We start from the raw sequence: 22526 nt of genomic DNA, 5'->3' as shown, positions 1-22526 counted from the left end.
GAGTTTAATGTGGAAACAGGTACTCTGATATCACTAGCGCTGTACTTTATTGTCATGCTAGGTATTGGGCTTTATGCCTATAAAAAGTCTACCGACTCGGTTTCAGGCTACATGCTTGGAGGACGAGGCTTAGGCCCTGCAGTTACAGCATTATCAGCAGGTGCATCTGATATGAGTGGCTGGATGTTGATGGGCTTACCCGGTGCAATTTACGTCTCTGGCGTGTCACAGTTGTGGATTGCAGTGGGTCTGGTCATTGGTGCATTCTTAAACTATGTCATTGTGGCACCCCGCCTCAGAACCTACACCGAAGTTGCTAACGACTCAATTACGATACCCGACTACTTTGCTAATCGATTTAACGATAAAGGTCGTCGCCTGCGTATCTTTTCTTCAGTCGTTATTATCATCTTCTTCACCTTGTACACTTCAGCCAGCTTAGTTGCGGGAGGAAAGCTGTTCGACAGTTCCTTCGGCATGGACTACACCACAGGTCTCTGGGTCACGGCTGGTGTCGTTTGTGCCTATACCCTGTTCGGCGGTTTTTTGGCAGTGAGTATGACGGACTTCGTGCAGGGCTGCATCATGTTCGTTGCCCTGGTCCTGGTTCCAATCGTCGCCTTTGCTGAACTTGGTGGATACAGCAGTGTTGTAGGTCAGGTTGGAGACATTAATCCAGACTTCCTGCAATTCTTTAAAGATGGCGAAACGGGTGAAATGCTAGGGTTTCTTGGTATCGTTTCATTGCTCGCCTGGGGGCTTGGTTACTTTGGCCAACCACACATTATCGTGCGTTTCATGGCAATTCGCTCAGTAAGCGATGTCAAAGCCGCTCGTCGTATCGGTGTTTCATGGATGACGGTTTCTATCATTGGTGCCATGGCAACAGGTTTTGTCGGTATTTCTTACGTCTCTGAGACGCAGATGAGTCTCCCCGATGCTGAAACTATTTTCATTATCTTTTCTCAGTTCCTGTTCCACCCTTTAATTGGTGGTTTCCTGCTGGCCGCTATACTCGCAGCAATTATGAGTACTATCTCCTCTCAACTGCTGGTTAGCTCAAGCTCTTTAACCGAAGACTTCTATAAAGCCTTCCTGCGTAAAGATGCAAGTCAAAAAGAGCTGGTTTTTGTTGGACGTCTGTCTGTTCTGGCTGTCTCGTTGGTCGCCATCTGGCTGGCATGGAACCCGGAAAATACCATTCTGAGTCTGGTCAGTAACGCCTGGGCTGGCTTCGGCGCAGCATTCGGCCCCGTTGTTATTCTAAGCCTATTCTGGAAGCGTATGAACCGCAACGGCGCATTGGCAGGGATGTTAGCCGGTGCCATAACAGTGTTGTTCTGGATTTACGGACCAACCTTTGGTGGCGAGCACCTTTCAGCTTACGTTTATGAAATAGTACCTGGATTTATCCTGTCTACTCTGGCAGTCATCGTCTTCAGCAAAATGACTGCTGAACCAGAGCAAGAGCTTCAGGATAAATTTGTTGAAATGGAAAGTGTCATTGATGATTACTACCATGGTGACAAAAAAGGTTAAGCTATTTACGCCTTGTAACTGATAAAAAGACCAGCCCATCGTGGCTGGTCTTTTTTGTTTTGGAAGTCCGGCCTATAGTGGAAAAAAACAAAAAGGTAACCACTATGGCTAAATTAAACATTATTGCATCCGCCGCGCTCGCATTTTCCTGCGCGGCAACAACCTTACCCAGTAATGCCAGTGACCGTATTACCGGGCATCACTTTGCTACCCGCTCGGAAGCTATGGCGCCTACGGCAATGGCCGCAACAAGCCAGCCATTAGCCACGCAAGTTGCGTTAGATATTATGCAGGAAGGCGGTAATGCAATAGATGCCGCTATTGCAGCGAATGCGGTATTAGGTCTGGTCGAGCCAACCGGAAACGGCATTGGTGGCGACCTCTACGCCATTGTCTGGGATGCTGAGGCTAGGAAACTTTATGGCCTCAATGCCTCCGGCCGTTCTCCGCAAAGCTTAACGCTCGACTATTTTAAAGAAAACGGATATGAATCAATTCCTGCTCGCGGTGTACTGCCCTTATCCGTTCCCGGGGCAGTAGACGGCTGGTTTGAACTGCACGATCGCTTCGGTGAGTTAGGCATGGAGAAAATATTACAGCCAGCTATTAACTATGCTGAATCCGGTTTCCCAGTTACCGAAGTCATCGCTTATTACATGAAGCGTAACGCCGAAGTACTAAAAGATATCCCCGGCTTTACCGATGTCTTTATGCGTGACGGTAATGTACCGGAAAAAGGAGAGCGATTTAAAAACCCGGATCTGGCCAATACTTACAAAATGCTCGCCAACGAGGGCCGTGACAGCTTTTATAAAGGTGACATTGCTCACACCATTAGTGATTTCGTGGAGAAACATGGCGGCTTTCTTTCCTACGAAGACTTAGCTCAGCATACATCAACCTGGGTCGATCCTGTCTCGACTAACTACCGCGGATACGATTTATGGGAATTACCGCCTAACACCCAGGGAATTGCCGCACTTCAAATTTTAAACATGCTTGAACAGTTTGATATCAAAGCAATGGGTTACGACAGCCCGGAGTACATCCATCATTTTGTTGAAGCCAAGAAGCTCGCTTTTGAAGACCGTGCTAAATACTATTCGGATCCGGCGTTCAATGATGTACCTGTTCAAGGCCTTATTGACAAAGAATACGGCAAAAAGCGTGCACAGTTGATTAATTCTGAGCACGCTGGGCGCTCTTATGAGCCGGGTAACCCTCCCACAGAGGGCGACACTATTTATCTGACCACTGCCGATAAAAACGGCAATATGGTGTCACTGATTCAAAGTAACTATCGCGGCATGGGTTCAGGCGTTACTCCAACCGGTTTAGGGTTCGTTCTGCAAAACCGGGGAGAGCTTTTTGCGCTAGACCCAAACCACCGTAACGTATTTGAACCAGGTAAACGCCCTTTTCACACCATTATCCCGGCCTTCGTCACTAAAGACGGTAAGCCTCTTATGAGCTACGGGGTTATGGGTGGTGCAACTCAACCACAAATGCATGCACAAATTCTTATCAATCTCATTGATTTTGGCATGAACTTGCAAGAAGCCGGTGACGCGCCGCGTATTCTGCATACCGGTTCAAGTCAGCCAACCGGGTCGGTAATGGAAGATGGCGGTGTTGTGAGCCTCGAGAACGGTTTCTCTAAACACACTCGCCGTGAGCTGATAAAAATGGGGCACACACTGCAGGAAGCCGTGGGTCCATATGGTGGTTATCAGGCTATCTGGAAAGACCATGAAGAAGATGTCTATATTGGGGCTTCGGAAAGCCGTAAAGATGGGCACGCTGCGGGTTATTAACAGTGTTAGCCGTTTCGCCTCAGACCAGACGAAACGGCTTTATCTTTTCAGATACAAATAGAAGCTCTTACTAGCCTCTGCGTTCACGATAGAGTTCAATTTCTTCCATGATCAAGTCACGCATTCTGGTCGTTGTTTCGTAACCAAGATCAATGGCTTCCTGACCACGATAAAACTCCATAATACCAATGTGACCTAGCTTAGGCTGCACTAAGATATCAGGCGGATCACCCGCCATACGGGCCTTAGTAATACGCTCCTGCATAATGTCTATAGAGCTGGCCATAACACTGAACATACCCGGCGCTTTTTCACCGTTATTTCTAAAGCGTTCTTTAAAACTATCCAGGTACTCTTTACTGCCCGACCACATATTATCGAAAAATCCGTTTTCGTTATCCTGAATCTCCGCATCCGTCTTTTCTTTTTCCAACTGTTCGGCCTCTGTCTGAGGCGGAATACTGCGGCCTCGACGTTGCAAAGCCTTGGAGTTCAACTGCGAATTCAGGTGGACGGCAATAACAAAATCAGCACCTAAAGCGCGGCATAACGACACCGGAACAGGATTAACCAAACCACCGTCGATTAACCAGCGACCATCGAATGACTTGGGAGACAATATTCCAGGCATGGCACAAGACGCTCTGGAGGCATCGTATAGGTCGCCGCTGCGCAACCAAATCTCGCGGCCACTATATAAATCAGTAGCGACCGCGCCATAAGTCACAGGTAAATCTTCAATGTTACGCTGGCCAAACTCCTCGCGGGCGCGATTAAAGACTTTCTCCCCACCAATGATGCCACCATGGTTAAAACCAAAATCCAGCAAATTAAACACTTCCCAACGGTTCATGCCCTGAACCCATTGCTCTACCTCGGCCAATCGCCCGGACGCATAACCTGCCCCCACTAACGATCCAATTGATGTACCGGCCACCATATTTATGCGCACGCCCATCTCTTCCAATGCCTTAATGACACCAATGTGCGCCCATCCTCTTGCCGCTCCAGAGCCCAGAGCTAAAGCGACTTTCACTTCAGACATGTGCTGTTTCCTGCTTTTCTTAATAATGTATCTATCGTACTATGATTACTCATTCGTCAACAACATCACTGAGCAGTTAGATGATTTGGACAGAACGTCAGTCAGGTACATCAGAACAGCGCCCTAACGATACCCGCACAAACTTTCAACGGGACAAAGCCCGAATTCTTCACAGTGCTGCATTCCGGCGACTGCAGGCAAAAACTCAGGTTATGTATGTTGGTATGCACGACTTCCCCCGTACACGACTGACGCACTCACTGGAAGCCAGCCAAATTGGTGCTAGTCTGGTAGTCCATTTAAGTAACCGGCATCCGGCCCTGACTGAGCAACTGGAGCTGTCAGAGCCTTTACTCGAATCTTTATGTCTGGCGCACGACATAGGCCATCCACCATTTGGCCACGGTGGTGAAATTGCTCTTAATTATATGATGCGTAACAACGGCGGATTTGAAGGTAACGGTCAGACATTTCGTATTGTCACCCAGCTTGAAGCTTATACGCCTGAGCATGGCATGAGCTTAACCCGAAGAACTCTGCTGGGGCTGTTAAAGTACCCGGTATTAGCCAGTGCAATCCGAAGACAAAAACTTCCCCCTGAGGTAACAAACTTTCGCCATTTACCCACTCGCGAATGGCTGCCACCAAAAGCCTTGTATGACGACGACTCAGGACAGTTAGACTGGGTACTTCAGCCGCTAAGCACTAACGATAAGAAACATTTCCAGTCGTTAGTGCACGGACCATTACAAACTACCCATGGGAAAAGTGCTCTAAAAAGTGTTGATGCATCGATTATGGAAGCGGCTGATGATATAGCCTACGGCGTTCACGATCTTGAGGACGCCATTGTTGTCGGCCTGATCCAGAGGCATCACTGGGAAGAACATATGTTCTCTGACTTACAGCAGCTTGAAGCAGAACTTTCCGACTTTAACGCCCGAAAGTTAACCGAGGATCTCTTCTCCGGCAGCCATCACCTCCGCAAGCAGGCAATAGGAGGATTAGTCAATCGGCTGCTTACCTCAGCAAGACTTACCTCTACGGAAGACAGTTTTGACTGCCCTTTGCTGCAATATGAAGTTGAGTTAGGAGCTCCCGAAAAAATTCTGCTAAATTCACTAAAGCAATTTATTTTTAAATGGGTGATTCGAAAACCAGAAATGCAAGCGCAGGAATTTAAAGGGCAGCAAATTGTTATGGAGCTGTTTGAAGTTTTAGCCGTAGAGCCGGAACGTTTATTGCCTGAAAACACCCGTGTACGTTACTTGCATCAGCAACAAAAAGGTGGGAATGCTTTGCGCGTAATTTCTGATTACCTTTCCGGCATGACTGACGGTTACGCCGCTAAACTCTACCAGGAGTTGTTCTCGGTCAGCTCGCCCAAAAGTGCATTTCAGTAATTTTACTCATAAAAAACCGGAGCAATAAGCTCCGGCTTGTTATTCCGAAAAATAAGCCAGTTATGACAAACTGATATCGTCTTTCGCGTTACCTTTCTTTTCTGCTTTCTTGTCAGCCTTAGCCTCGCTCTTCGCATCGTCTTTCGCAGCAGCACGCTCAGCTTCACGAGTTTCTTTTGTTCGCTTTTCTGGTTTCGACAACAGAAGTTCGCGAATACGACCTTCTAATTCGTCGGAAATTTTAGGGTTCTCCTGCAAAAACTTCATTGAGTTAGCTTTACCCTGACCAATTTTGTCGCCGTTATAGCTGTACCAGGCACCGGCTTTATCAACCATTTTGTGTTTAACACCCAAGTCGATGAGCTCACCTTCTTTAGAAATGCCTTTGCCGTATAAAATTTGGAAATGCGCTTCTTTAAACGGTGGAGCTACCTTGTTTTTAACCACTTTCACGCGGGTTTCGTTACCCACAACTTCGTCACCTTCTTTCAATGCACCGGTACGGCGAATATCCAGACGAACCGAAGAGTAAAATTTCAATGCGTTACCACCCGTTGTGGTTTCAGGATTACCAAACATCACACCAATTTTCATCCGAATTTGGTTGATAAAAATACACATGGTGTTAGATTTTTTAATGTTCGAGGTTAGCTTACGCAACGCTTGAGACATTAGACGAGCCTGCAAACCAACATGGCTATCGCCCATTTCCCCTTCAATTTCCGCTTTGGGTGTTAGCGCGGCTACCGAGTCAACAATAACAATATCGACTGCGCCGGAACGAACCAGCATGTCGCAAATTTCTAAAGCCTGCTCACCAGTATCTGGCTGAGATATTAATAAGTCATCAACGTTAACGCCTAAAGCTTCCGCGTAAATCGGATCCAATGCGTGCTCAGCATCAACAAAGGCACAGGTCTTACCCATTTTTTGTGCCTCGGCAATCACTTCAAGAGTCATGGTCGTTTTACCACTGGACTCAGGACCGTAAATTTCTATAACTCGTCCAAAAGGTAAGCCACCAATACCAAGAGCAATATCCAGTCCTAGCGAACCGGTTGAAACAGAGTCGATATCCAGAGTCTGGTTATCGCCCAGACGCATGATAGAACCTTTACCAAATTGACGTTCGATTTGTCCGAGCGCTGCATCTAACGCCTTTTGACGATCATTGCTCATTATAAGCTCCGTTATTAATCACTGGTTTTATAAACAGTATACTGTACACATTTACAGTATCAAGCGTTGTTCTTATTTTTTCACTAAAACAAAAGTAACTTATTGTAATTCAATTAGATTTATAAGCTTACCCAGAACCGCATCTAAGGTTTGTAGACGCACCTGAGTGCGGTCACCCGCAAATTGTTCAGACCAGCACCAACAGCTGTCACTATTTGCTATTGCCATCCATACCAGACCCACCGGTTTCTCCGCTGTGCCACCCGCAGGCCCTGCAACACCACTTACTGCAATCCCCCAGTCGGCATCGCATGCCGCAATGGCACTAGTCGCCATTTGCTGAACACAAGCTTCGGATACTGCCCCGTGCTTTTCCAGTACGCGAGACTCAACCGACAACAACTTTTGCTTAAGACCGTTAGTATAGGTGATTAATCCACCATTAAACCAAGCAGAACTTCCCGCAACTTCGGTAATAGCGTATCCTATTCCCCCTCCGGTACAAGATTCTGCGGTGCATAGTGTCTGCTGCTTCTGCTGTAGACTCGAACCCACTTGTTCCGCGAGTTTAAAGGTTTGCGGCGCGATTGCCGTGGTTGCTAACATAACACTGGCTCCAGATAAGAATAATCAATTATGCCTGAATTCTCTGATAAACAGATCCAATCACATACCCCAATGATGCAGCAATACCTACGGATAAAAGCGGAGCATGCTGACATGCTTTTATTCTATCGCATGGGGGACTTTTACGAACTGTTTTTTGAAGACGCCAAGCGCTCAGCGCAACTGTTGGATATCTCCCTAACCGCGCGGGGTCAGAGTAATGGTGAACCTATTCCAATGGCAGGTGTTCCCTATCACGCAGTAGAAAGCTATCTGGCGCGCCTGGTCAATATGGGCGAATCGGTTGCCATCTGCGAACAAATTGGCGATCCGGCAACGAGCAAGGGCCCGGTTGAGAGAAAAGTCGTGCGTATTGTTACACCTGGTACCGTTACTGACGAGTCGCTGTTAGCAGAAAAAAGACAAAACCTGTTAGTTGCTATTTGCCCGCTGAATCCGAAACAGCCAGAAGCGGAATACGCGATATCCAGTCTGGAGCTAAGTAGCGGCCGTTTCTGGATAACCAAAGCCCATTCCAGTGAACAGCTGGCTGCAGAAATGCAGCGTTTAGAACCGGCCGAACTGCTCTATCCGGAATCTATCTCGTTAGCCGGGCTACCTTTGGCTAAAGCAAAATGCAAACGCCGACCGGCCTGGGAGTTTGAGCAACAAACCGCGTTTATGCTACTGACGCGCCAATTTGGCACTCAGCATTTAGAAGGCTTTGGTATCAAAAATAATGAGCCTACCTTGGCCGCTGCCGGTGCTATTTTGCATTATGTAAAAGAAACTCAACGCGCTGCTCTGCCTCATATTCAGGCGCTGGTTACAGAGCATCCGCAAGACGCTATTATTCTCGACGCCGCAACACGCAGAAACCTTGAGCTACAGCAGAGCATGGGTGAAGGCGATACGCATCTTTCGGCGGTACTCGACAAAACCGTTTCAGCTATGGGTAGCCGTCAGTTTCAACGTTGGTTGCAGCGCCCGGTTCGCAATCATCAGGAACTCAACCAGCGCTACGACGCTGTCGATGCGTTAAAAGAAAATCTGAGTTTTGAAAATATACAGCTAGCATTAAAACAGTTAGCCGACATTGAACGTATTGTTGCCCGTGTGGGCTTGCGAAGCGCGCGTCCGAAAGACTTTGCACGTTTGCGCGACAGCCTGGCTAAAATACCGGAAGTCAGAGCGTCTTTATCTCACCGTTCGCTGAGCTATCTGAAAGACATTATTGAACCCTTTCCAGAAGTTGTCGACTTGCTGACTAAAGCCGTTATTGAGCAGCCACCTTTATTGATTCGCGACGGTGGTGTTATTGCCGAAGGATACGATAAAGAGCTTGATGAATTGCGCGATCTTGCAACGGGTGCTACCGATTACCTGAAACAACTGGAGCAGCGTGAGCGTGAGAGAAGTGGTATTGCCACATTAAAAGTTGGCTATAACAGAGTTCATGGTTACTTCATTGAAGTCAGCCGGCAGTCATCAGAAGCGGTACCCGATGACTATCAGCGCCGCCAGACACTAAAAAATACAGAACGCTATATTATTCCTGAGCTAAAAGAGCACGAAGACAAAGTTCTGAATGCTCAGGCCCGCTCTCTGGCCAGAGAAAAATGGCTTTACGACCAACTCTTTGAGCACTTATTGCCACAGGTAAACGCACTGCAAAAAAGCGCTTCGGGTCTGGCTCAACTCGATACCTTGTGCTGTTTTGCCCGGCTGGCTGACAATTATCGTTATTGTCGCCCACAGCTGCAAAAGGAAACCAGCTTAATTGAATTGGAAGCAGCCCGTCACCCGGTTATTGAACAACTAAGCGATGAGCCTTTTATTGCTAACCCCATGTCGCTGGCACCTCAGCAACGTATGCTGATGATAACCGGCCCTAACATGGGCGGTAAATCGACTTATATGCGACAAGCCGCGTTAATCGTTATTCTGGCGCACATGGGCTGCTATGTACCAGCTGATAAGGCAATTATTGGCGACATCGATCGTATCTTTACCCGTATTGGTGCCTCTGATGATTTAGCCTCAGGCCGTTCGACTTTTATGGTAGAAATGACAGAAACCGCAAACATTCTGCATAACGCCACTGCAAAAAGCCTGGTGCTTATGGATGAAATTGGTCGTGGTACTTCAACCTATGACGGCTTGTCACTGGCGTGGTCTTGTGCCGACTACCTTTCCCGGCAACTCCAGTGTCTTACTTTATTCGCCACTCATTACTTCGAGTTAACCGAGTTGGCAGAAGAGTTGCCAGCCACGGTAAACGTTCACGTCGATGCGAAAGAGTACGGCGATACCATCGCCTTTTTGCATAAAGTAAGCCCTGGAGCAGCCAGTCAGAGCTTTGGTTTGCAAGTGGCTAAACTGGCCGGAGTGCCCGATCATGTCATTCATAAAGCAAAACAAAAGTTGTCAGAGCTGGAGCATACTCACCACGGAGTTTTAAACGACCCCAAACAAACCACTATGGAACTCACTCCTCCGCCTGAAGCTATCCCGTCTCATACAGAAAAACGCGACCCACTGCGTGATGAGCTGGAACAACTGGACATTGATGGTCTGACCCCGAAACAGGCGCTGGATATTCTTTACCAATGGCAGCAGAAACAAAAAGGCTCAACGAAAAGTTGAGCCTTTTTCATTACTGAAAATACTTTCAGTCATTGCTCTATTTACTGAGCAGTAAATAGAGAATCTAACGTTAAGCCTTGCTGTTTTAACGAATCACGTAATTTACGCAGGGCTTCCACTTGTATCTGTCGGACTCGCTCACGTGTGAGACCAATTTCACGACCAACATCCTCTAAAGTTGAAGGTTCATAGCCCATTAGCCCGAAACGGCGAGCGAGAACCTCACGTTGTTTCTCACTTAACGACTGCAACCATTCAGTGATATTTCCTTTCAGGTTTTCATCCTGTAAAACACCTTCCGGACCGGTATCCGCATCATCGGTCAGGATATCCAACAAGGCTTTATCGTTATCGCCGCCTATGGGCGTATCTACCGAACCAATGCGTTCATTCAGACGCAACATTTTGGTGATGTCGCCCACCGGCTTATCGAGGCTTTTCGCAATGTCTTCGGCAGTTGGCTCGTGATCCAGTTTATGCGCAAGTTCACGGGCAGCACGAAGGTACACGTTAAGCTCTTTAACAACGTGAATCGGCAATCTAATGGTACGCGTCTGGTTCATAATAGCGCGTTCAATCGTTTGTCGTATCCACCAGGTAGCGTAAGTTGAGAAACGAAACCCGCGTTCAGGATCGAACTTTTCGACCGCCCGAATAAGCCCCAGATTACCCTCTTCAACTAAATCTAATAACGGCAATCCGCGATTAGAATAACGACGGGCAATTTTAACAACCAGTCTGAGGTTACTTTCAATCATACGACGGCGAGCTGCTTTGTCGCCTTTCAATGCACGGCGGGAATAAAAGACCTCCTCTTCAGCAGTCAGTAAAGGAGAGAACCCAATTTCTCCCAGGTATAACTGCGTCGCGTCCATCTTCTTTTGATATTGAGTTGAAGACGAGGATAGCGCCTCTTCCAACTCTTCTGCTGTGCTGTCTGTGCTATCTACAATAGACTCTTCTTCATTAGCTTCGACGTTTTCAACTGCTTCTTCCTTTATGCGGCTCATAACAAGCTCCTGTTATACTGAACACCGTGTTACAACACACGTCGACTTCCTTATCTTGTTATTATTATTCCCACATGACTAGCGAGATTTGGGTAAGTAATGCCTCGGATTGACTGACTTACCACGAAAACGAACCTCAAAATGCAATTTCACACGAGAACTACCGGAATCTCCCATACGTCCGATAGTCTCACCTACGTCCACCCATTCTCTCTCCTGTACCAGAATGTCTTCATTGTGAGCGTAGGCAGTAATAAAATCATCGTTATGTTTCAAAATGATTAAATTACCAAACCCGTGTAATGCGTTTCCAACGTAAACCACTTTTCCTGCCGCCGCGGCGTTAACTGAATCACCCCGACCACCGGCAAAATCTATTCCTTTATTGCCTTGTTCACGCAACGAGAAGTCAGCTATTATCTTCCCCGATGAAGGCCAACGCCAAATAATATTGTTATTACTCGGTTGAGCCACTTCGGACCGTTCAATTCGCTGAATCGGTTGGCTCTTGCTCCCCTTATCGGTTTGTTTTCCAACCGTTTTTCTCGCGCTTGTTTTTTGACCATACCCTTTCTGTTTCTTATTAGCAACGGGCGTTTTTATATTATTTTGTGCGTTATCAGAGGCTTTTTTATTCTGTTTAGCACTAGCTGTTCGCTGCGCCTTTCTGGCTGTGGTGGCGCCTCGTTGCGGTGCGCTTTCCAAACTCAACTTTTGTCCCGGATAAATAGTGTAAGGTTTTTGTAAATTATTGATATGGGCAATATCCTGGACATCCAGGTTAGCCCGGAAAGCTATTGAATAGAGTGTTTCTCCGGGCTGAACTTCATACTCTTTGTCGTTAATTGAGTTGGCTTCAAAATCGCGGTAAGTTTTTCCGGTATAGAGTTCTTCGACGGGCGCAGGTGCCGACCGGCCACTGCAAGCCTGCAGCAGAATGATGGCAAAAACCAATAATAGAGATTGCTTAATTGCCCCGGACGATACCAACATCATTTATACCAACTGCGCTATTACGTACCCAATAATAACCAGTATTACCAGTGTCCAGCCAATGCGGTCAACATATTCACGAAGTTTCACGCCCATTTCCGGCCCACCAGTGCGCAACAGCCAGGCCACCAGATAAAAGCGCATACCGCGACTGATAGCCGATGCAATAACAAAAGGAAAAAACGCTATTTGCATAACGCCGGCAGTTACCGTAAACAGTTTATAAGGAATGGGAGAAAAGCCTGCAATAAATACTATCCAAACACCCCAGTCCGAAAACCAGCCCTGCACAGTAAGCAGCTTCGACTCATAGCCAAGTGCCTCAACCGCTGGCAGAACTAGTGATTCATAGGCCCAGTAGCCGAGAAAGTAGCCTAAAATTCCGCCTGCGACTGAGGTAACTGTCGTCAGAAACGCTAATCGCCACGCCCTTTTAGGCTGGGTCATTGCCATTGGCGCCAGCATAACATCGGGTGGTATAGGAAATATCACCGATTCGGCAAAACTCAACAGACCAAGAATAATGTCTGCTCTGGGGTGCTGAGTCCAGGATAATACTTTATCGTACAGTGCGGAGAACAGCTTCAAACGACATCTCCCTTAACTAAAGGCACGAAACGCACATCACCAATACGCTGTTGTTCCAAAGAGTCACCAAAGCGACGCATAACGACCAGGCTCTGCGACTGGTTCTGTTCGCCGACCGGAATGATCATCACGCCGCCGTCGGCAAGCTGATCCACTAAATCCTGAGGTATGTCGCTGGCAGCCGCGGTAACAATAATGCCGTCGAACGGACCCTTGCTGCGCCAGCCTTTCCAGCCATCGCCATGACGCATGGCAACATTATGTAAATCCAACTGCCGCATGCGTCGCTTGGCCTGATACTGCAACGTAGCAATACGCTCAACACTGAAAACCTTGTCAACCAGCTGAGCCAGAACCGCCGTCTGATAACCCGACCCTGTGCCTATCTCCAGCACATTTTTACAATGATGCTGCATTAATAACTGCGTCATTGTTGCCACCATTAATGGCTGCGAAATGGTCTGCCCGTTACCAATAGGTAGTGCCGTATTTTCATAGGCTTTGTGAGCTAATGACTCGGGCATAAACAGATGTCTTGGGGTTTCAGATATCACCCTCAAAACCTCTTTGTTGGTAATGCCGAGATCCTCTAATTGTTGAATCAGCCGCTTAACCCGCGACTGTCCATTACTAATCATCATTTTTGTTGTTTTAACCAGTCTGTCAGTGTATCGGTGTGTCTTTGCGCTGTCATATCCAGGCTTAGCGGTGTAATAGAAACATACCCCTCTTGAATCGCGGTAAAATCAGTATTAGGTTCATCACTTGCATGATGCCCAATGGGTCCATACCAAAAGATTTCGCTGCCAAAAGGGTCTCGGTCGTGAACCATGGTCTCTGCACGATGCCGACGCCCCAATTTAGTCACCCGCGTGCCTTTTAACTTATCGTAGGTCGTATAAGGCACATTGATATTCAGTACCGTATCCAGTCGCAGCGGATCGTTTTCCATATTTGCGACAATTTCTGCCACGACTCGCCCGGCGGTGTCATAGTAGTCGTGTCCACGGCCCCCCATTGACACCGCAATCGAAGGCAGCCCCATAAAACGCCCCTCCATCGCGGCCGCAACCGTGCCCGAGTACAATACATCATCACCCATATTGGGGCTGTCATTAATACCAGATACGACTAAATCCACGTCTTCAGCCATTGGCGAATTTGTACCTAAATGAACACAATCTGTCGGCGTGCCATTAACAGAATAGAAGCCATTATCCAGCCGGCGCACCCGCAAAGGATTATGTAAGGTTAACGAATTACTGGCACCACTGCAGTTACGATCCGGAGCTATCACTCTTACATCTGCCACTTCCTTTAAAGCCTGGTACAACGCGAGAATTCCCGGAGCGTGTACGCCGTCATCATTACTCAATAGAATTTTCATCATCTGGATTCACCACTTAAGTCCACAATTTCATTTAACACGGCTGTTGCATAAGCACCGGATGGAAGCGTAAAGCGAAGTTCTGCGTCCTTGCCCTGCCAACTCATTTCTGGGTTTTCTATGCGCAACAGAATAGCCCGCCGAGCTGCTTCTACACGCAGCTTTTTGAGCGCCTGTAACCAACTATCGAAAGCTTGTAAAAAACGTTGTTCAAAGGCCTCGGCTTCCCCCTTAACTAAGGGTTTAGTCGTGCTTCCCGCTAAAGGTGCCGTTAAGTAAATATTGTTATTTGCCAGCCGTTGTTTAAGTTCGTCGTCCCATTGCTCTACGGTAAAAACCGACTGGGAGCCTTCCAGCATGACACAATCACCTTCCAGATGGCCCTCAATACCAAAGTCGCGTATTCGCTCAGCCACTATCTCGTTAAATAAATAGCTGCGCAGTGCAGACAAATAGAGGCTTCGTTTGGTGCGGCTGATACGCGGTGGTCGGCTCGCCATAAGCCAGCGCTCTGCCTGGGCTACGTTATCTCCGCTGCGGCCAAAGCGCTGCTCGCCAAAATAATTTATTACACCCCGCTCACTCACTCCTTGCCAGAGCTTTTCCAGCGCCTCTCTGGAACTAACATTAGCTAACCGGATAACGAAGCGATTCGCACGGTGAAACCCCGTCTTTAATTTTTTGGTTCTGCGTATTACTCGCTCAACTGACATTTCTTCATCATTTAACTCGTTCCAGTTAAGCGTTTCTTTGCCGGGTAGCTGAATAGAAAACCATTGCCAGGTCACCGCCTGACGATCTTTTAACCCTGAGTAACTGACATTTCTCTCTGATACTCCGGCAAACCGGGCTATTTTCTCCGCACAAAAATTTGTATTAGCTCCGGTTTTCCTAACCCAAAGCCACTGGTGCTCACCTTCACCGTCATCGGCAACATCCAGCTGCTCAATAACCTGAAAATCTTCCGGCGTCTGTTTAAATTCGGCCTGCGGTCTGTGCCCTTTATGTAAACGTGGTAACTCAGCCAAAGACACTTGTGAGGGTGCCAACATTAAAATGACTCCATAAGAACCACGGCATGACAGGCAATACCTTCTTCACGCCCCACAAAGCCCAATTTTTCTGTCGTTGTCGCTTTGACATTCACATTATCGATGCAGGTTTTTAAACATTGAGCAATACTGGCCCGCATATCGTCAATACGAGGTGCCATTTTCGGAGCCTGAGCGACAACGGTTACATCAATGTTACCGGTCTTAAACTCTTTGTCCTGACATAGACTTACTGCATGACTCAGCAATTCGGCACTATCTGCCCCGGCATAGCGTTCATCGGTATCCGGAAAGTGCTGACCAATATCACCCAAAGCTAAAGCGCCCAATAACGCGTCGGTGACAGCGTGCAGAACAACATCTCCGTCGGAATGAGCGACAAGTCCCTGATCATGCTCAATTTCAATGCCTCCTAAAATCAAAGGCTTATCAGAACCCCAACGATGAACGTCATAACCATGGCCAACACGGATTTTCATGAACGACTGCCCTCTTTAATTTTTATGATCATTATTGTTCGCTAATAACCAGTCGCGAACACATTCAAAATCTTCCGGATGAGTCACTTTTAAATTACGGATAGACCCGGGAATAAGCGCCGGCTGAAAGCCACACCATTGCATAGCCGACGCTTCGTCCGTTAACTGAGGGTTTAGCGCTCCCATCTGCTCAATAGCCTGGCGTAAACGTTCTGCATGAAAAACTTGTGGTGTCTGTGCCTGCCAAAGCGCTTCCCGATCAACACTGGATTCTATATGAGTCAGACCGTTTTCATTATTGATAGCGATAACAGCACGTTTCAAAGAGTCTCTTACCGGAATGGCCAGAATTGCGCCTTGAGGATCCGTTAATCCATAATCAATAACCGCTGTTAGTGCCCTTTTCGGTAAGCACGGACGCGCTGCATCATGCACCAGCACGTGGGTAGCCCCTTGCGAAACGGCAACTTTAACTCCAGCCATTACAGATTCGGCACGGCTATTCCCGCCTTGTACAAAATGAACCTTTATTGGCAGGGTTTCTTTAAGCTCAATAAGGTATTCACCATTAGGGTCAGAAACCGCGACGAAAACCTGTTTCACCCGCGAATCGTTCAATATGGCTTCGATGCTGTACTCCAGCAAAGTCCGGTTAGCGACCGTGAGAAACTGTTTGGGGACGTTTGTCTGCATACGGCTTCCGTTGCCAGCCGCAGGAATTACAGCCATTAACGAATCAGCCTGACCGTCTGCGTGGCTCTCTGACTCACTTTTCATCTCGCTCACCCGTTCATGCTATGGGTTACGATCAGGTACAAGACGGAAGAAAAATTCATCTTTTTTTACCATCCCTAGTTCGTTACGGGCACGCTCTTCCAGCGCATCTTCCCCTTCGCGCAAATCTTCGATATCTGCGTAAATAAGTTGGTTACGTCTTTCCAGATTTTCATTCGTATTTTTCTGACTGCTGACTTCTTGCTGCAACCGCCAATAATCCGGTAGGCTGTTTTTGCCAAACCACAGACGGTATTGTAACGCAAGGAACAAGGCCAACAACACGACCAGAGTCACCCGCATGCTCAGCTCCGTTGTTTTTCCTGTTATCATTATGAAGACTATTGGCGTGACTGAAAAGCCGTTTTCAGCATTATAAGACAAAAGAGGTTCATTTGGAGTATTTCGCTGCCGCAATAGTATTTTTCTTCGCAGCTTTGATTCAGGGGGTAAGCGGTTTTGGCTCCGGTTTGTTAGCCGTCCCAATTCTGGCGCTGTGGTTTCCTATTAGCTTACTTACGCCTGCGCTGTCTGTCGTTAATATTGTGATAGGCGGCTGGATTTATTGGAAAAACAGAGAAGCAGCTCGCCCGTCTCAATGGAAGTGGCTGATTTTTTCAGGCGTCATCGCCTCTCTGATATCGGGCTCCTTGCTGCTAAGCGTAAACGAACAGCTTATTAAACTGGTTCTCGGTTTTGTCATACTGGCTGTTGCACTCGCACTAGCCAGCGGTAAACAACTACCAACAGCGGAACATACGCCCGGACATATTGCAGTGGGTACGGGCTCCGGCTTACTCAACGGACTAATGACATTAGGCGGGCCTCCCATTGTTTTATTTCTGGCCAATGCCCGTATTCCCAAACAGCAATTTCGCGCTACGCTCAGTCTGTTTTTCTGCTGCATTGCCATGGCAAATGTCGCGAATTTCTCGCGCCAGTCTATTTACACAGAGTCCCATTTTTATTTGGTGCTCACCTTACTACCCTGCGCGCTTATTGGCGCCAGCGTCGGGCAAAGACTTCAACACCATGTATCAGAACAGCGTTTTCGACAGTTGACTCTGGCATTAATGATACTTTCGGGAGTCAGTGTCGTAATGCAAAGTATTAAATAATTTTAGTACTCCAGCCACTAGCTCTGGTAAAATTAACTTTATGCTTGAAGCCCTATACGCATTTTTTGATTTGGGTCAATTTTCCCAACCCTCTATAAATGGCTCCCATAATCCTGGGTTAGTCACTCTCTCTTATTGTGTTGCGCTACTTGCCTCTTATACCGCAATACTCACGCTGGAGCGCGTACGAATATATCAGGCAAAGTTTGCTCGCTACAGTTGGCTAGTTGTCAGTGCGGCCATCTCTGGTGTCGGCGTCTGGAGTATGCATTTTATTGGTATGCTGGCTTTTGAACTTAACCTTCCCATGAGTCATGGCGTATTATTAACTCTTATTTCGGTTGTCCCTGCCATTGTCGGCAGTTTTATTGCCATGAAAATCCAAATATCTGAGTCGTCGGGCGGTGCTATAATAATAGCAGGCACTATATTAGGCGCAGGTATTGGCCTCATGCACTATACCGGTATGGCTGCAATGCAAGTGCCAGCTCACCTTCGTTATGACCCATTTTGGTTTATACTTTCGGTCGTTATTGCCGTATCGCTGGGCATTATTGCCTCTCTTGCATATCGGCATTACAAGCGAACCCAAAAAACCAGCTGGTTCACACGAAGAAGTGCACAAGTTGTTGTAGCAGCTATTATTGCTCTGGCTATCTCAGGTATGCATTATACCGCCATGATCGCGGCTAATTTTTATCCTGCAAGAGAACCCGATACAACATTCATAGGCCACGGCAACTGGCTGGCGTATGTTGTCGGCATTGGTTCGTGCTTAACCGCTTTGATGGCTATTATAGCCTCGCAGATAGACCGGCGTTTACAGCAGCAGCAAAAATTGGCCCAAATGTCGGCAGAGCAACTTTATGAAGTTATTAGTGCCATAGATGACGGCTTGTTGCTATTCGACGAGCACAACCGTGTTTTATTAGCGAACCAGGCCTTTACGCGACTCACTGGGGAGGAACTAAAACAATTAAAAGGAAGTAAACTCAATATTGAAAACTATATTGAGCACGCCGATAAATTACTGGAAAATATCAAGAGCACGTTAGTTCATAGAGCAGCATGGCAAGGTAAAGTTAATGCGAAAAAGCGCTCTGGCGCGACTTTTCCTGTACGCTTAAGTATTTCAGAAGTACGCTACAACCAACAAAAAGAACGACATTTTGTCGCAACGGTCACCGACATTAGTGCAGAAGTTGAGTCCAGTGAACGTATCCGTAACCTGGCTTACAACGATGCCTTAACCGGATTAGCGAATCGCCGTTCTTTGTTGGATCATTTGCAGGATAAGCTTGCAACCGATAAGAAAGACGGGCAAAACGGCGCGTTAATTCTGTGCGATATCGATAAATTTAAAATACTGAATAATACCCTGGGTTCGGACATGGGTGATTTGCTGCTAAAACGCGTGGCAGAAAGGCTGAAAAGCTCAACCAAAGCCAACTCATTCCTGGCGCGTTTGAGCGCGAACGAATTCGCCGTTGTGTTAACTGGCCTTGAGCGCGGTAATTCAATTAACATAAAACAGCAATTGTTGACCCGAATTTATCAATTGCAGGATCAACTACAACAGCCCTATCAGTTAAACAGCTATACACACCTTTGCTCCTTTAGCGCAGGCGCTTCCTTGTTTGACGACAGCGAATCAAATGCTGAAACCTTAATGACGCAGTCAGGCCTCGCATTATCTCACTCAAAACGCAAAGGCACGGGAGAGGTCTCACTGTTCCGTCAAGACTTTGCCGATGCAGTCAGCAAACGAGTCAAACTGGAAGAGCAATTGCGTCATGCAATAAAACAGAACGAATTCGAACTTTATCTGCAACCCCAGGTAAATGTTGAGTCAAAGGCTACCGGAGCTGAAGCACTCATCCGCTGGAAACAAAGTGATGGTCGCTTTGTTTCTCCTTCTGACTTCATTCCTTTAGCCGAAGAAACCGGTTTGATTGTTCCTCTGGGGTACTGGATTACTGAGCGCGCCTGCCAAATTCTCCAGCAATGGCAACAGAGCCCGGAAAAAGCAAAGATGCAACTGTCGATTAACGTCAGTGCCAAACAATTTCAACAACCCGAATTTGTTGAGCAGGTTCAACTTCTGGTAGAAAAGTATGAGGTACCGCCTCATAAGTTAAAGCTGGAGCTCACAGAAAGCTTACTGATGGATGACATTTCCAGCGTCACCAACAAAATAAAGCGTTTGAAGCTGCTTGGTATTGAGTTCGCGCTGGATGATTTCGGTACGGGTTACTCGTCTCTTTCCTATCTTATGCAAATTCCGTTCGACACCCTGAAAATTGACGTGTCGTTCGTACGCAATATGCTGGATAGTAAAGAAAAAGCTCAAATTGTTCACACCATTATTCAGCTAGGAGAAAGTCTAAAACTGAACATTGTTGCTGAGGGAGTCGAAACCGAAGAACAGTTTAATTATTTGGCCCGGCTAAATTGCGATACCTTTCAAGGCTACCTGTTCAGTAAGCCCGTACCTGAGTCCGAACTTCTGGCAGATAAGACAGCTCCATAGCTTAACGTAGCTGGCTGTCTTTACTCCCCCTCCGGTTAAAGCCCGCTTTGCTTGAATCCTGCTTGTCGAGTTCCGCCTGGCATTCCACACACAGACGAACACCCGGAATAGCTTTGCGCCGGGCTTCCGGAATAGGCTCACCACACTCTTCGCAAAACTCCAGACTTTCGCCGCCGGTAAGTTTGCTGCGTACGCGTTTTACTTCATCTTCGGTACTGGCATCAATTTGTTCCTGTACGGCACCATCGTGCGACCAGCCACCCGCCATATACAACTCCTTAGAAAAAATGGAGAACACAAACAGACGCTGAGTCTGATACATTAACTATAACGTAAAAATTAACTGCTATTCAGGTTTTACCTATAAGAAACGCCTATGAAACTTATTTATACCCATGAAAACAAACTATTAGTGGAAAACGCTCGTAACCTATTGCAAATGGAAGGCATTGAAACGGTTATGAAAAATGAGTTTTCCAGTGGCGCCGCTGGTGATTTAGCGCCATTAGATACCTGGCCTGAGCTCTGGCTTGTTGAAGATACTCAACTCGCTGTCGCTAAAACACTGATTGAAAACATGGAAGAGCAGGCTAACGGGGCGGACTGGCGTTGCAATAATTGTCAGGAAATTAACGGAGCCGCTTTTGAAGTCTGCTGGAATTGTGGAAGCCCGGCTTAATGATTCATACAAAACGAAAGGAGATTTAAAATGAACGGAAGTGAAACTTATACCATGGCTTATTGGGGCGTTCTTATTGCACTAGTCATTTTGCTGGTTCAATGGGTTATTGCCAGTGGTCAAAAAGCGAAGCAACCCGGTGCCGTCCCGGGCAAAATCGACGACTCACTGAGTCATTCATCTTTTGTGTTTCGTGCTCATCGTACCCTAATGAACTCATTAGAGAACTATCCGCTGATGCTGGGCACAGTATTTCTTGCTTTCTTCATAGGTGCCAGCGCTTTCTGGACGGGGCTGTTTATCTGGATTTTCGCTATTGCACGCTTAATTCATATGGTTCTTTACTACGCCATAGCAACAGAGAAAAACCCCAGTCCCCGCAGCTATTTCTTTATGATAGGTTTAGCCGGTAACATTGCATTATTGATCTTATGCGGCATAACTCTGATCTAATTATCATTAGATCTATTTACTTAACGGGCCGACAATGCGCCGGCCCGCTATAACTATTGATAACAAATAAATATAACTATAATTTGGTAAGACAACAAAGGTAAGAGTTCCAAATTCTATGAAAGCATTTTTATCCATCACGGCAATCAGCGCCTTTTTAATTGGCTGCAGTAGTGCGAGCTTTAATACAAACGTAGAACCCTATGCGAAAAATAAATATCGAATGATTGCGGTGAAAGAGTATTCATTTCAGCAAATGATCACATTTCAAGCTGAATCACTTGGCGGAGTATCTGCTAACTACTGTCAACAGAACCTCAAAGACCCCAAAGCTAATCAGTCAGCCGTCATCGACAACTTAAAAACCAAAGTTTATCAAAGAGGAGGGAATGGGCTAGTTATTGAGCAATGCCGTTCTTCAAAATACCGATCCTGTGAAAGTTATATTGAATGCTATGGTTCTGCTTACAACGTTCCTGAAGATTAATATACATAGCTAAGTATTATACATCAGCCCATTCTCTTAACAGGTTATGAAACACTTTGGTTAGGCGATCAAAGTTTTCAGACTTACCGTTTGCATCAAATTCAGCTTTCAACGATTGCTCTATATCAAAGAGTAACTCTCTGTAATTAGGCTGCTTAATTAAGCTTTGCACCCAGCCTATCATTGCCAGCCTCGAACCTTTAGTAACCGGATTAACCCGATGTAGGTAATGACTCGGATACATGAGAATATCTCCCTGCCCCAGTCGCCAGCTCCGCTCGCCACTGGCATCCTCAATAACCAGCTCCCCGCCTTCAAAATCCGATAATGGTGACAAACCCAGCGTAAAAGAAATATCGGTTCTTACACCGTTCATTAAGGAATCATCCATGTGGGTACCATAGTACTCTCCCTGCTGATATCGGTTTATAGTCACCCGCGCGACCTGCTTTGGCCGCATAACCGATTGCACCAGAGCATTTTGCTGAAGCCTGTCCAGCAACACCTGAGTAGCCGCCTCAGACTTTTTACCCGACAGTTGCTGGTTATTTTTTACATCTTTCGCTGCCCAGCCTGCGGTTTTTTTGCCATCGCGAAACTGCCCGGCATCAAGACCCGCAACAATACTCTTTACTGTGTCTGTATCAACGGCGTTGCTAATTTGTAATATCATGCTTCCACACTTCTAACTTGCGAATAGTTATCATTTCTGCAAATATACATGAGTTAACTCTCTCAAAAAAG

Annotated in this window: 23 protein-coding genes; 9 read left to right on the top strand and 14 right to left on the bottom strand. The window is 46.8% G+C overall.

Annotated features, from left to right (window positions below):
* Nucleotides 1–9: 9 nt before the first annotated feature.
* Together putP and ggt are read left to right on the top strand one after the other, a co-directional pair.
* Nucleotides 10–1539 carry a sodium/proline symporter PutP gene (gene putP, locus U0358_RS06175; protein WP_317496761.1) on the top strand — a complete coding sequence of 510 codons (1530 nt, stop codon included), beginning with the start codon at nt 10–12 and terminating at the stop codon, nt 1537–1539.
* A gap of 104 nt (nt 1540–1643) precedes the next feature.
* On the top strand, nt 1644–3353 hold the full coding sequence (gene ggt, locus U0358_RS06170; RefSeq protein ID WP_317496760.1) for a gamma-glutamyltransferase: 1710 nt from the start codon (nt 1644–1646) through the stop codon (nt 3351–3353).
* Nucleotides 3354–3423: 70 nt separating this feature from the next.
* On the opposite strand, the gene rssA is transcribed toward ggt, so the two are convergent.
* Nucleotides 3424–4398, bottom strand: a complete 975-nt coding sequence (gene rssA, locus U0358_RS06165) for a patatin-like phospholipase RssA (RefSeq protein ID WP_317496759.1) — start codon at nt 4396–4398, stop codon at nt 3424–3426.
* Nucleotides 4399–4478: 80 nt separating this feature from the next.
* Between rssA and U0358_RS06160 the strand changes: the two genes are divergently transcribed.
* Nucleotides 4479–5801 (top strand): anti-phage deoxyguanosine triphosphatase, encoded by a 1323-nt coding sequence (locus U0358_RS06160; protein WP_322407397.1) that lies wholly within the window; start codon nt 4479–4481, stop codon nt 5799–5801.
* 60 nt (nt 5802–5861) lie between these two features.
* On the opposite strand, the gene recA is transcribed toward U0358_RS06160, so the two are convergent.
* On the bottom strand, nt 5862–6980 hold the full coding sequence (gene recA / locus U0358_RS06155; RefSeq protein WP_317496757.1) for a recombinase RecA: 1119 nt from the start codon (nt 6978–6980) through the stop codon (nt 5862–5864).
* A 99-nt stretch (nt 6981–7079) separates the two neighbouring features.
* Complete coding sequence (locus U0358_RS06150) at nt 7080–7586, bottom strand: CinA family protein (protein WP_317496756.1); 507 nt, start codon at nt 7584–7586, stop codon at nt 7080–7082.
* A gap of 30 nt (nt 7587–7616) precedes the next feature.
* On the opposite strand from U0358_RS06150, the gene mutS reads away from it, so the two are divergent.
* A complete protein-coding gene (mutS, locus tag U0358_RS06145) occupies nt 7617–10232 on the top strand; it encodes a DNA mismatch repair protein MutS (protein ID WP_322407396.1) in 2616 nt (871 codons plus the stop codon).
* Between the two features lie 41 nt (nt 10233–10273).
* Here mutS and rpoS read toward each other — a convergent pair whose 3' ends face one another.
* The 9 genes from rpoS to ftsB all read right to left on the bottom strand — a co-directional run bounded on the left by rpoS (nt 10274) and on the right by ftsB (nt 16818).
* Nucleotides 10274–11242 carry an RNA polymerase sigma factor RpoS gene (rpoS, locus tag U0358_RS06140; protein WP_317496754.1) on the bottom strand — a complete coding sequence of 323 codons (969 nt, stop codon included), beginning with the start codon at nt 11240–11242 and terminating at the stop codon, nt 10274–10276.
* A gap of 78 nt (nt 11243–11320) precedes the next feature.
* Nucleotides 11321–12238 carry a peptidoglycan DD-metalloendopeptidase family protein gene (locus U0358_RS06135; RefSeq protein ID WP_322407395.1) on the bottom strand — a complete coding sequence of 306 codons (918 nt, stop codon included), beginning with the start codon at nt 12236–12238 and terminating at the stop codon, nt 11321–11323.
* Nucleotides 12239–12823 (bottom strand): YqaA family protein, encoded by a 585-nt coding sequence (locus tag U0358_RS06130; protein ID WP_114981397.1) that lies wholly within the window; start codon nt 12821–12823, stop codon nt 12239–12241.
* Nucleotides 12820–13461: a protein-L-isoaspartate(D-aspartate) O-methyltransferase gene (locus tag U0358_RS06125; RefSeq protein WP_404398985.1), complete on the bottom strand. Its 642-nt coding sequence runs from the start codon at nt 13459–13461 to the stop codon at nt 12820–12822. The genes U0358_RS06130 and U0358_RS06125 overlap by 4 nt, the downstream gene beginning before the upstream one ends.
* Nucleotides 13461–14213 carry a 5'/3'-nucleotidase SurE gene (surE, locus tag U0358_RS06120; protein ID WP_317496752.1) on the bottom strand — a complete coding sequence of 251 codons (753 nt, stop codon included), beginning with the start codon at nt 14211–14213 and terminating at the stop codon, nt 13461–13463. The genes U0358_RS06125 and surE overlap by 1 nt, the downstream gene beginning before the upstream one ends.
* Nucleotides 14210–15262 carry a tRNA pseudouridine(13) synthase TruD gene (gene truD, locus U0358_RS06115; RefSeq protein ID WP_322407394.1) on the bottom strand — a complete coding sequence of 351 codons (1053 nt, stop codon included), beginning with the start codon at nt 15260–15262 and terminating at the stop codon, nt 14210–14212. Before truD ends, surE begins: the two co-directional genes overlap by 4 nt.
* Nucleotides 15262–15741: a 2-C-methyl-D-erythritol 2,4-cyclodiphosphate synthase gene (gene ispF, locus U0358_RS06110; protein WP_317496750.1), complete on the bottom strand. Its 480-nt coding sequence runs from the start codon at nt 15739–15741 to the stop codon at nt 15262–15264. Before ispF ends, truD begins: the two co-directional genes overlap by 1 nt.
* A gap of 15 nt (nt 15742–15756) precedes the next feature.
* Nucleotides 15757–16518: a 2-C-methyl-D-erythritol 4-phosphate cytidylyltransferase gene (gene ispD, locus U0358_RS06105; protein WP_317496749.1), complete on the bottom strand. Its 762-nt coding sequence runs from the start codon at nt 16516–16518 to the stop codon at nt 15757–15759.
* A gap of 18 nt (nt 16519–16536) precedes the next feature.
* Nucleotides 16537–16818: a cell division protein FtsB gene (gene ftsB / locus U0358_RS06100; protein ID WP_322407393.1), complete on the bottom strand. Its 282-nt coding sequence runs from the start codon at nt 16816–16818 to the stop codon at nt 16537–16539.
* Between the two features lie 92 nt (nt 16819–16910).
* On the opposite strand from ftsB, the gene U0358_RS06095 reads away from it, so the two are divergent.
* A complete protein-coding gene (locus U0358_RS06095) occupies nt 16911–17633 on the top strand; it encodes a sulfite exporter TauE/SafE family protein (protein ID WP_322407392.1) in 723 nt (240 codons plus the stop codon).
* Nucleotides 17634–17673: 40 nt separating this feature from the next.
* Nucleotides 17674–20163 (top strand): bifunctional diguanylate cyclase/phosphodiesterase, encoded by a 2490-nt coding sequence (locus U0358_RS06090; RefSeq protein ID WP_322407391.1) that lies wholly within the window; start codon nt 17674–17676, stop codon nt 20161–20163.
* Between the two features lies 1 nt (nt 20164).
* Here U0358_RS06090 and U0358_RS06085 read toward each other — a convergent pair whose 3' ends face one another.
* Nucleotides 20165–20431, bottom strand: a complete 267-nt coding sequence (locus tag U0358_RS06085; RefSeq protein WP_317496746.1) for a DksA/TraR family C4-type zinc finger protein — start codon at nt 20429–20431, stop codon at nt 20165–20167.
* A gap of 108 nt (nt 20432–20539) precedes the next feature.
* Between U0358_RS06085 and U0358_RS06080 the strand changes: the two genes are divergently transcribed.
* The 3 genes from U0358_RS06080 to U0358_RS06070 all read left to right on the top strand — a co-directional run bounded on the left by U0358_RS06080 (nt 20540) and on the right by U0358_RS06070 (nt 21782).
* Nucleotides 20540–20842, top strand: coding sequence for a putative signal transducing protein (locus U0358_RS06080; RefSeq protein WP_317496745.1), 303 nt, complete (start codon nt 20540–20542; stop codon nt 20840–20842).
* Between the two features lie 30 nt (nt 20843–20872).
* Nucleotides 20873–21295: an MAPEG family protein gene (locus U0358_RS06075; RefSeq protein ID WP_322407390.1), complete on the top strand. Its 423-nt coding sequence runs from the start codon at nt 20873–20875 to the stop codon at nt 21293–21295.
* A 118-nt stretch (nt 21296–21413) separates the two neighbouring features.
* Nucleotides 21414–21782, top strand: coding sequence for a hypothetical protein (locus U0358_RS06070; RefSeq protein WP_322407389.1), 369 nt, complete (start codon nt 21414–21416; stop codon nt 21780–21782).
* Between the two features lie 16 nt (nt 21783–21798).
* On the opposite strand, the gene U0358_RS06065 is transcribed toward U0358_RS06070, so the two are convergent.
* Nucleotides 21799–22455 carry a Fe2+-dependent dioxygenase gene (locus tag U0358_RS06065; protein WP_317496743.1) on the bottom strand — a complete coding sequence of 219 codons (657 nt, stop codon included), beginning with the start codon at nt 22453–22455 and terminating at the stop codon, nt 21799–21801.
* Between the last annotated feature and the right edge of the window lie 71 nt (nt 22456–22526).

Origin of the sequence: Idiomarina sp. PL1-037 (assembly GCF_034422975.1) — a bacterium.
In the GTDB taxonomy this organism is placed as follows: Bacteria; Pseudomonadota; Gammaproteobacteria; order Enterobacterales; family Alteromonadaceae; genus Idiomarina.
This window is presented reverse-complemented; position numbering and strand designations above follow the sequence as displayed.

Coding starts and splice junctions, on each gene's coding strand:
- ggt (WP_317496760.1), top strand. CDS start 1,644: ATGGCTAAATTAAACATTATTGCATCCGCCGCGCTCGCATTTTCCTGC.
- rssA (WP_317496759.1), bottom strand. CDS start 4,398: ATGTCTGAAGTGAAAGTCGCTTTAGCTCTGGGCTCTGGAGCGGCAAGA.
- U0358_RS06160 (WP_322407397.1), top strand. CDS start 4,479: ATGATTTGGACAGAACGTCAGTCAGGTACATCAGAACAGCGCCCTAAC.
- recA (WP_317496757.1), bottom strand. CDS start 6,980: ATGAGCAATGATCGTCAAAAGGCGTTAGATGCAGCGCTCGGACAAATC.
- U0358_RS06150 (WP_317496756.1), bottom strand. CDS start 7,586: ATGTTAGCAACCACGGCAATCGCGCCGCAAACCTTTAAACTCGCGGAA.
- mutS (WP_322407396.1), top strand. CDS start 7,617: ATGCCTGAATTCTCTGATAAACAGATCCAATCACATACCCCAATGATG.
- rpoS (WP_317496754.1), bottom strand. CDS start 11,242: ATGAGCCGCATAAAGGAAGAAGCAGTTGAAAACGTCGAAGCTAATGAA.
- U0358_RS06135 (WP_322407395.1), bottom strand. CDS start 12,238: ATGATGTTGGTATCGTCCGGGGCAATTAAGCAATCTCTATTATTGGTT.
- U0358_RS06125 (WP_404398985.1), bottom strand. CDS start 13,461: ATGATTAGTAATGGACAGTCGCGGGTTAAGCGGCTGATTCAACAATTA.
- surE (WP_317496752.1), bottom strand. CDS start 14,213: ATGATGAAAATTCTATTGAGTAATGATGACGGCGTACACGCTCCGGGA.
- truD (WP_322407394.1), bottom strand. CDS start 15,262: ATGTTGGCACCCTCACAAGTGTCTTTGGCTGAGTTACCACGTTTACAT.
- ispF (WP_317496750.1), bottom strand. CDS start 15,741: ATGAAAATCCGTGTTGGCCATGGTTATGACGTTCATCGTTGGGGTTCT.
- ispD (WP_317496749.1), bottom strand. CDS start 16,518: ATGAAAAGTGAGTCAGAGAGCCACGCAGACGGTCAGGCTGATTCGTTA.
- ftsB (WP_322407393.1), bottom strand. CDS start 16,818: ATGCGGGTGACTCTGGTCGTGTTGTTGGCCTTGTTCCTTGCGTTACAA.
- U0358_RS06090 (WP_322407391.1), top strand. CDS start 17,674: ATGCTTGAAGCCCTATACGCATTTTTTGATTTGGGTCAATTTTCCCAA.
- U0358_RS06085 (WP_317496746.1), bottom strand. CDS start 20,431: ATGGCGGGTGGCTGGTCGCACGATGGTGCCGTACAGGAACAAATTGAT.
- U0358_RS06080 (WP_317496745.1), top strand. CDS start 20,540: ATGAAACTTATTTATACCCATGAAAACAAACTATTAGTGGAAAACGCT.
- U0358_RS06075 (WP_322407390.1), top strand. CDS start 20,873: ATGAACGGAAGTGAAACTTATACCATGGCTTATTGGGGCGTTCTTATT.
- U0358_RS06070 (WP_322407389.1), top strand. CDS start 21,414: ATGAAAGCATTTTTATCCATCACGGCAATCAGCGCCTTTTTAATTGGC.
- U0358_RS06065 (WP_317496743.1), bottom strand. CDS start 22,455: ATGATATTACAAATTAGCAACGCCGTTGATACAGACACAGTAAAGAGT.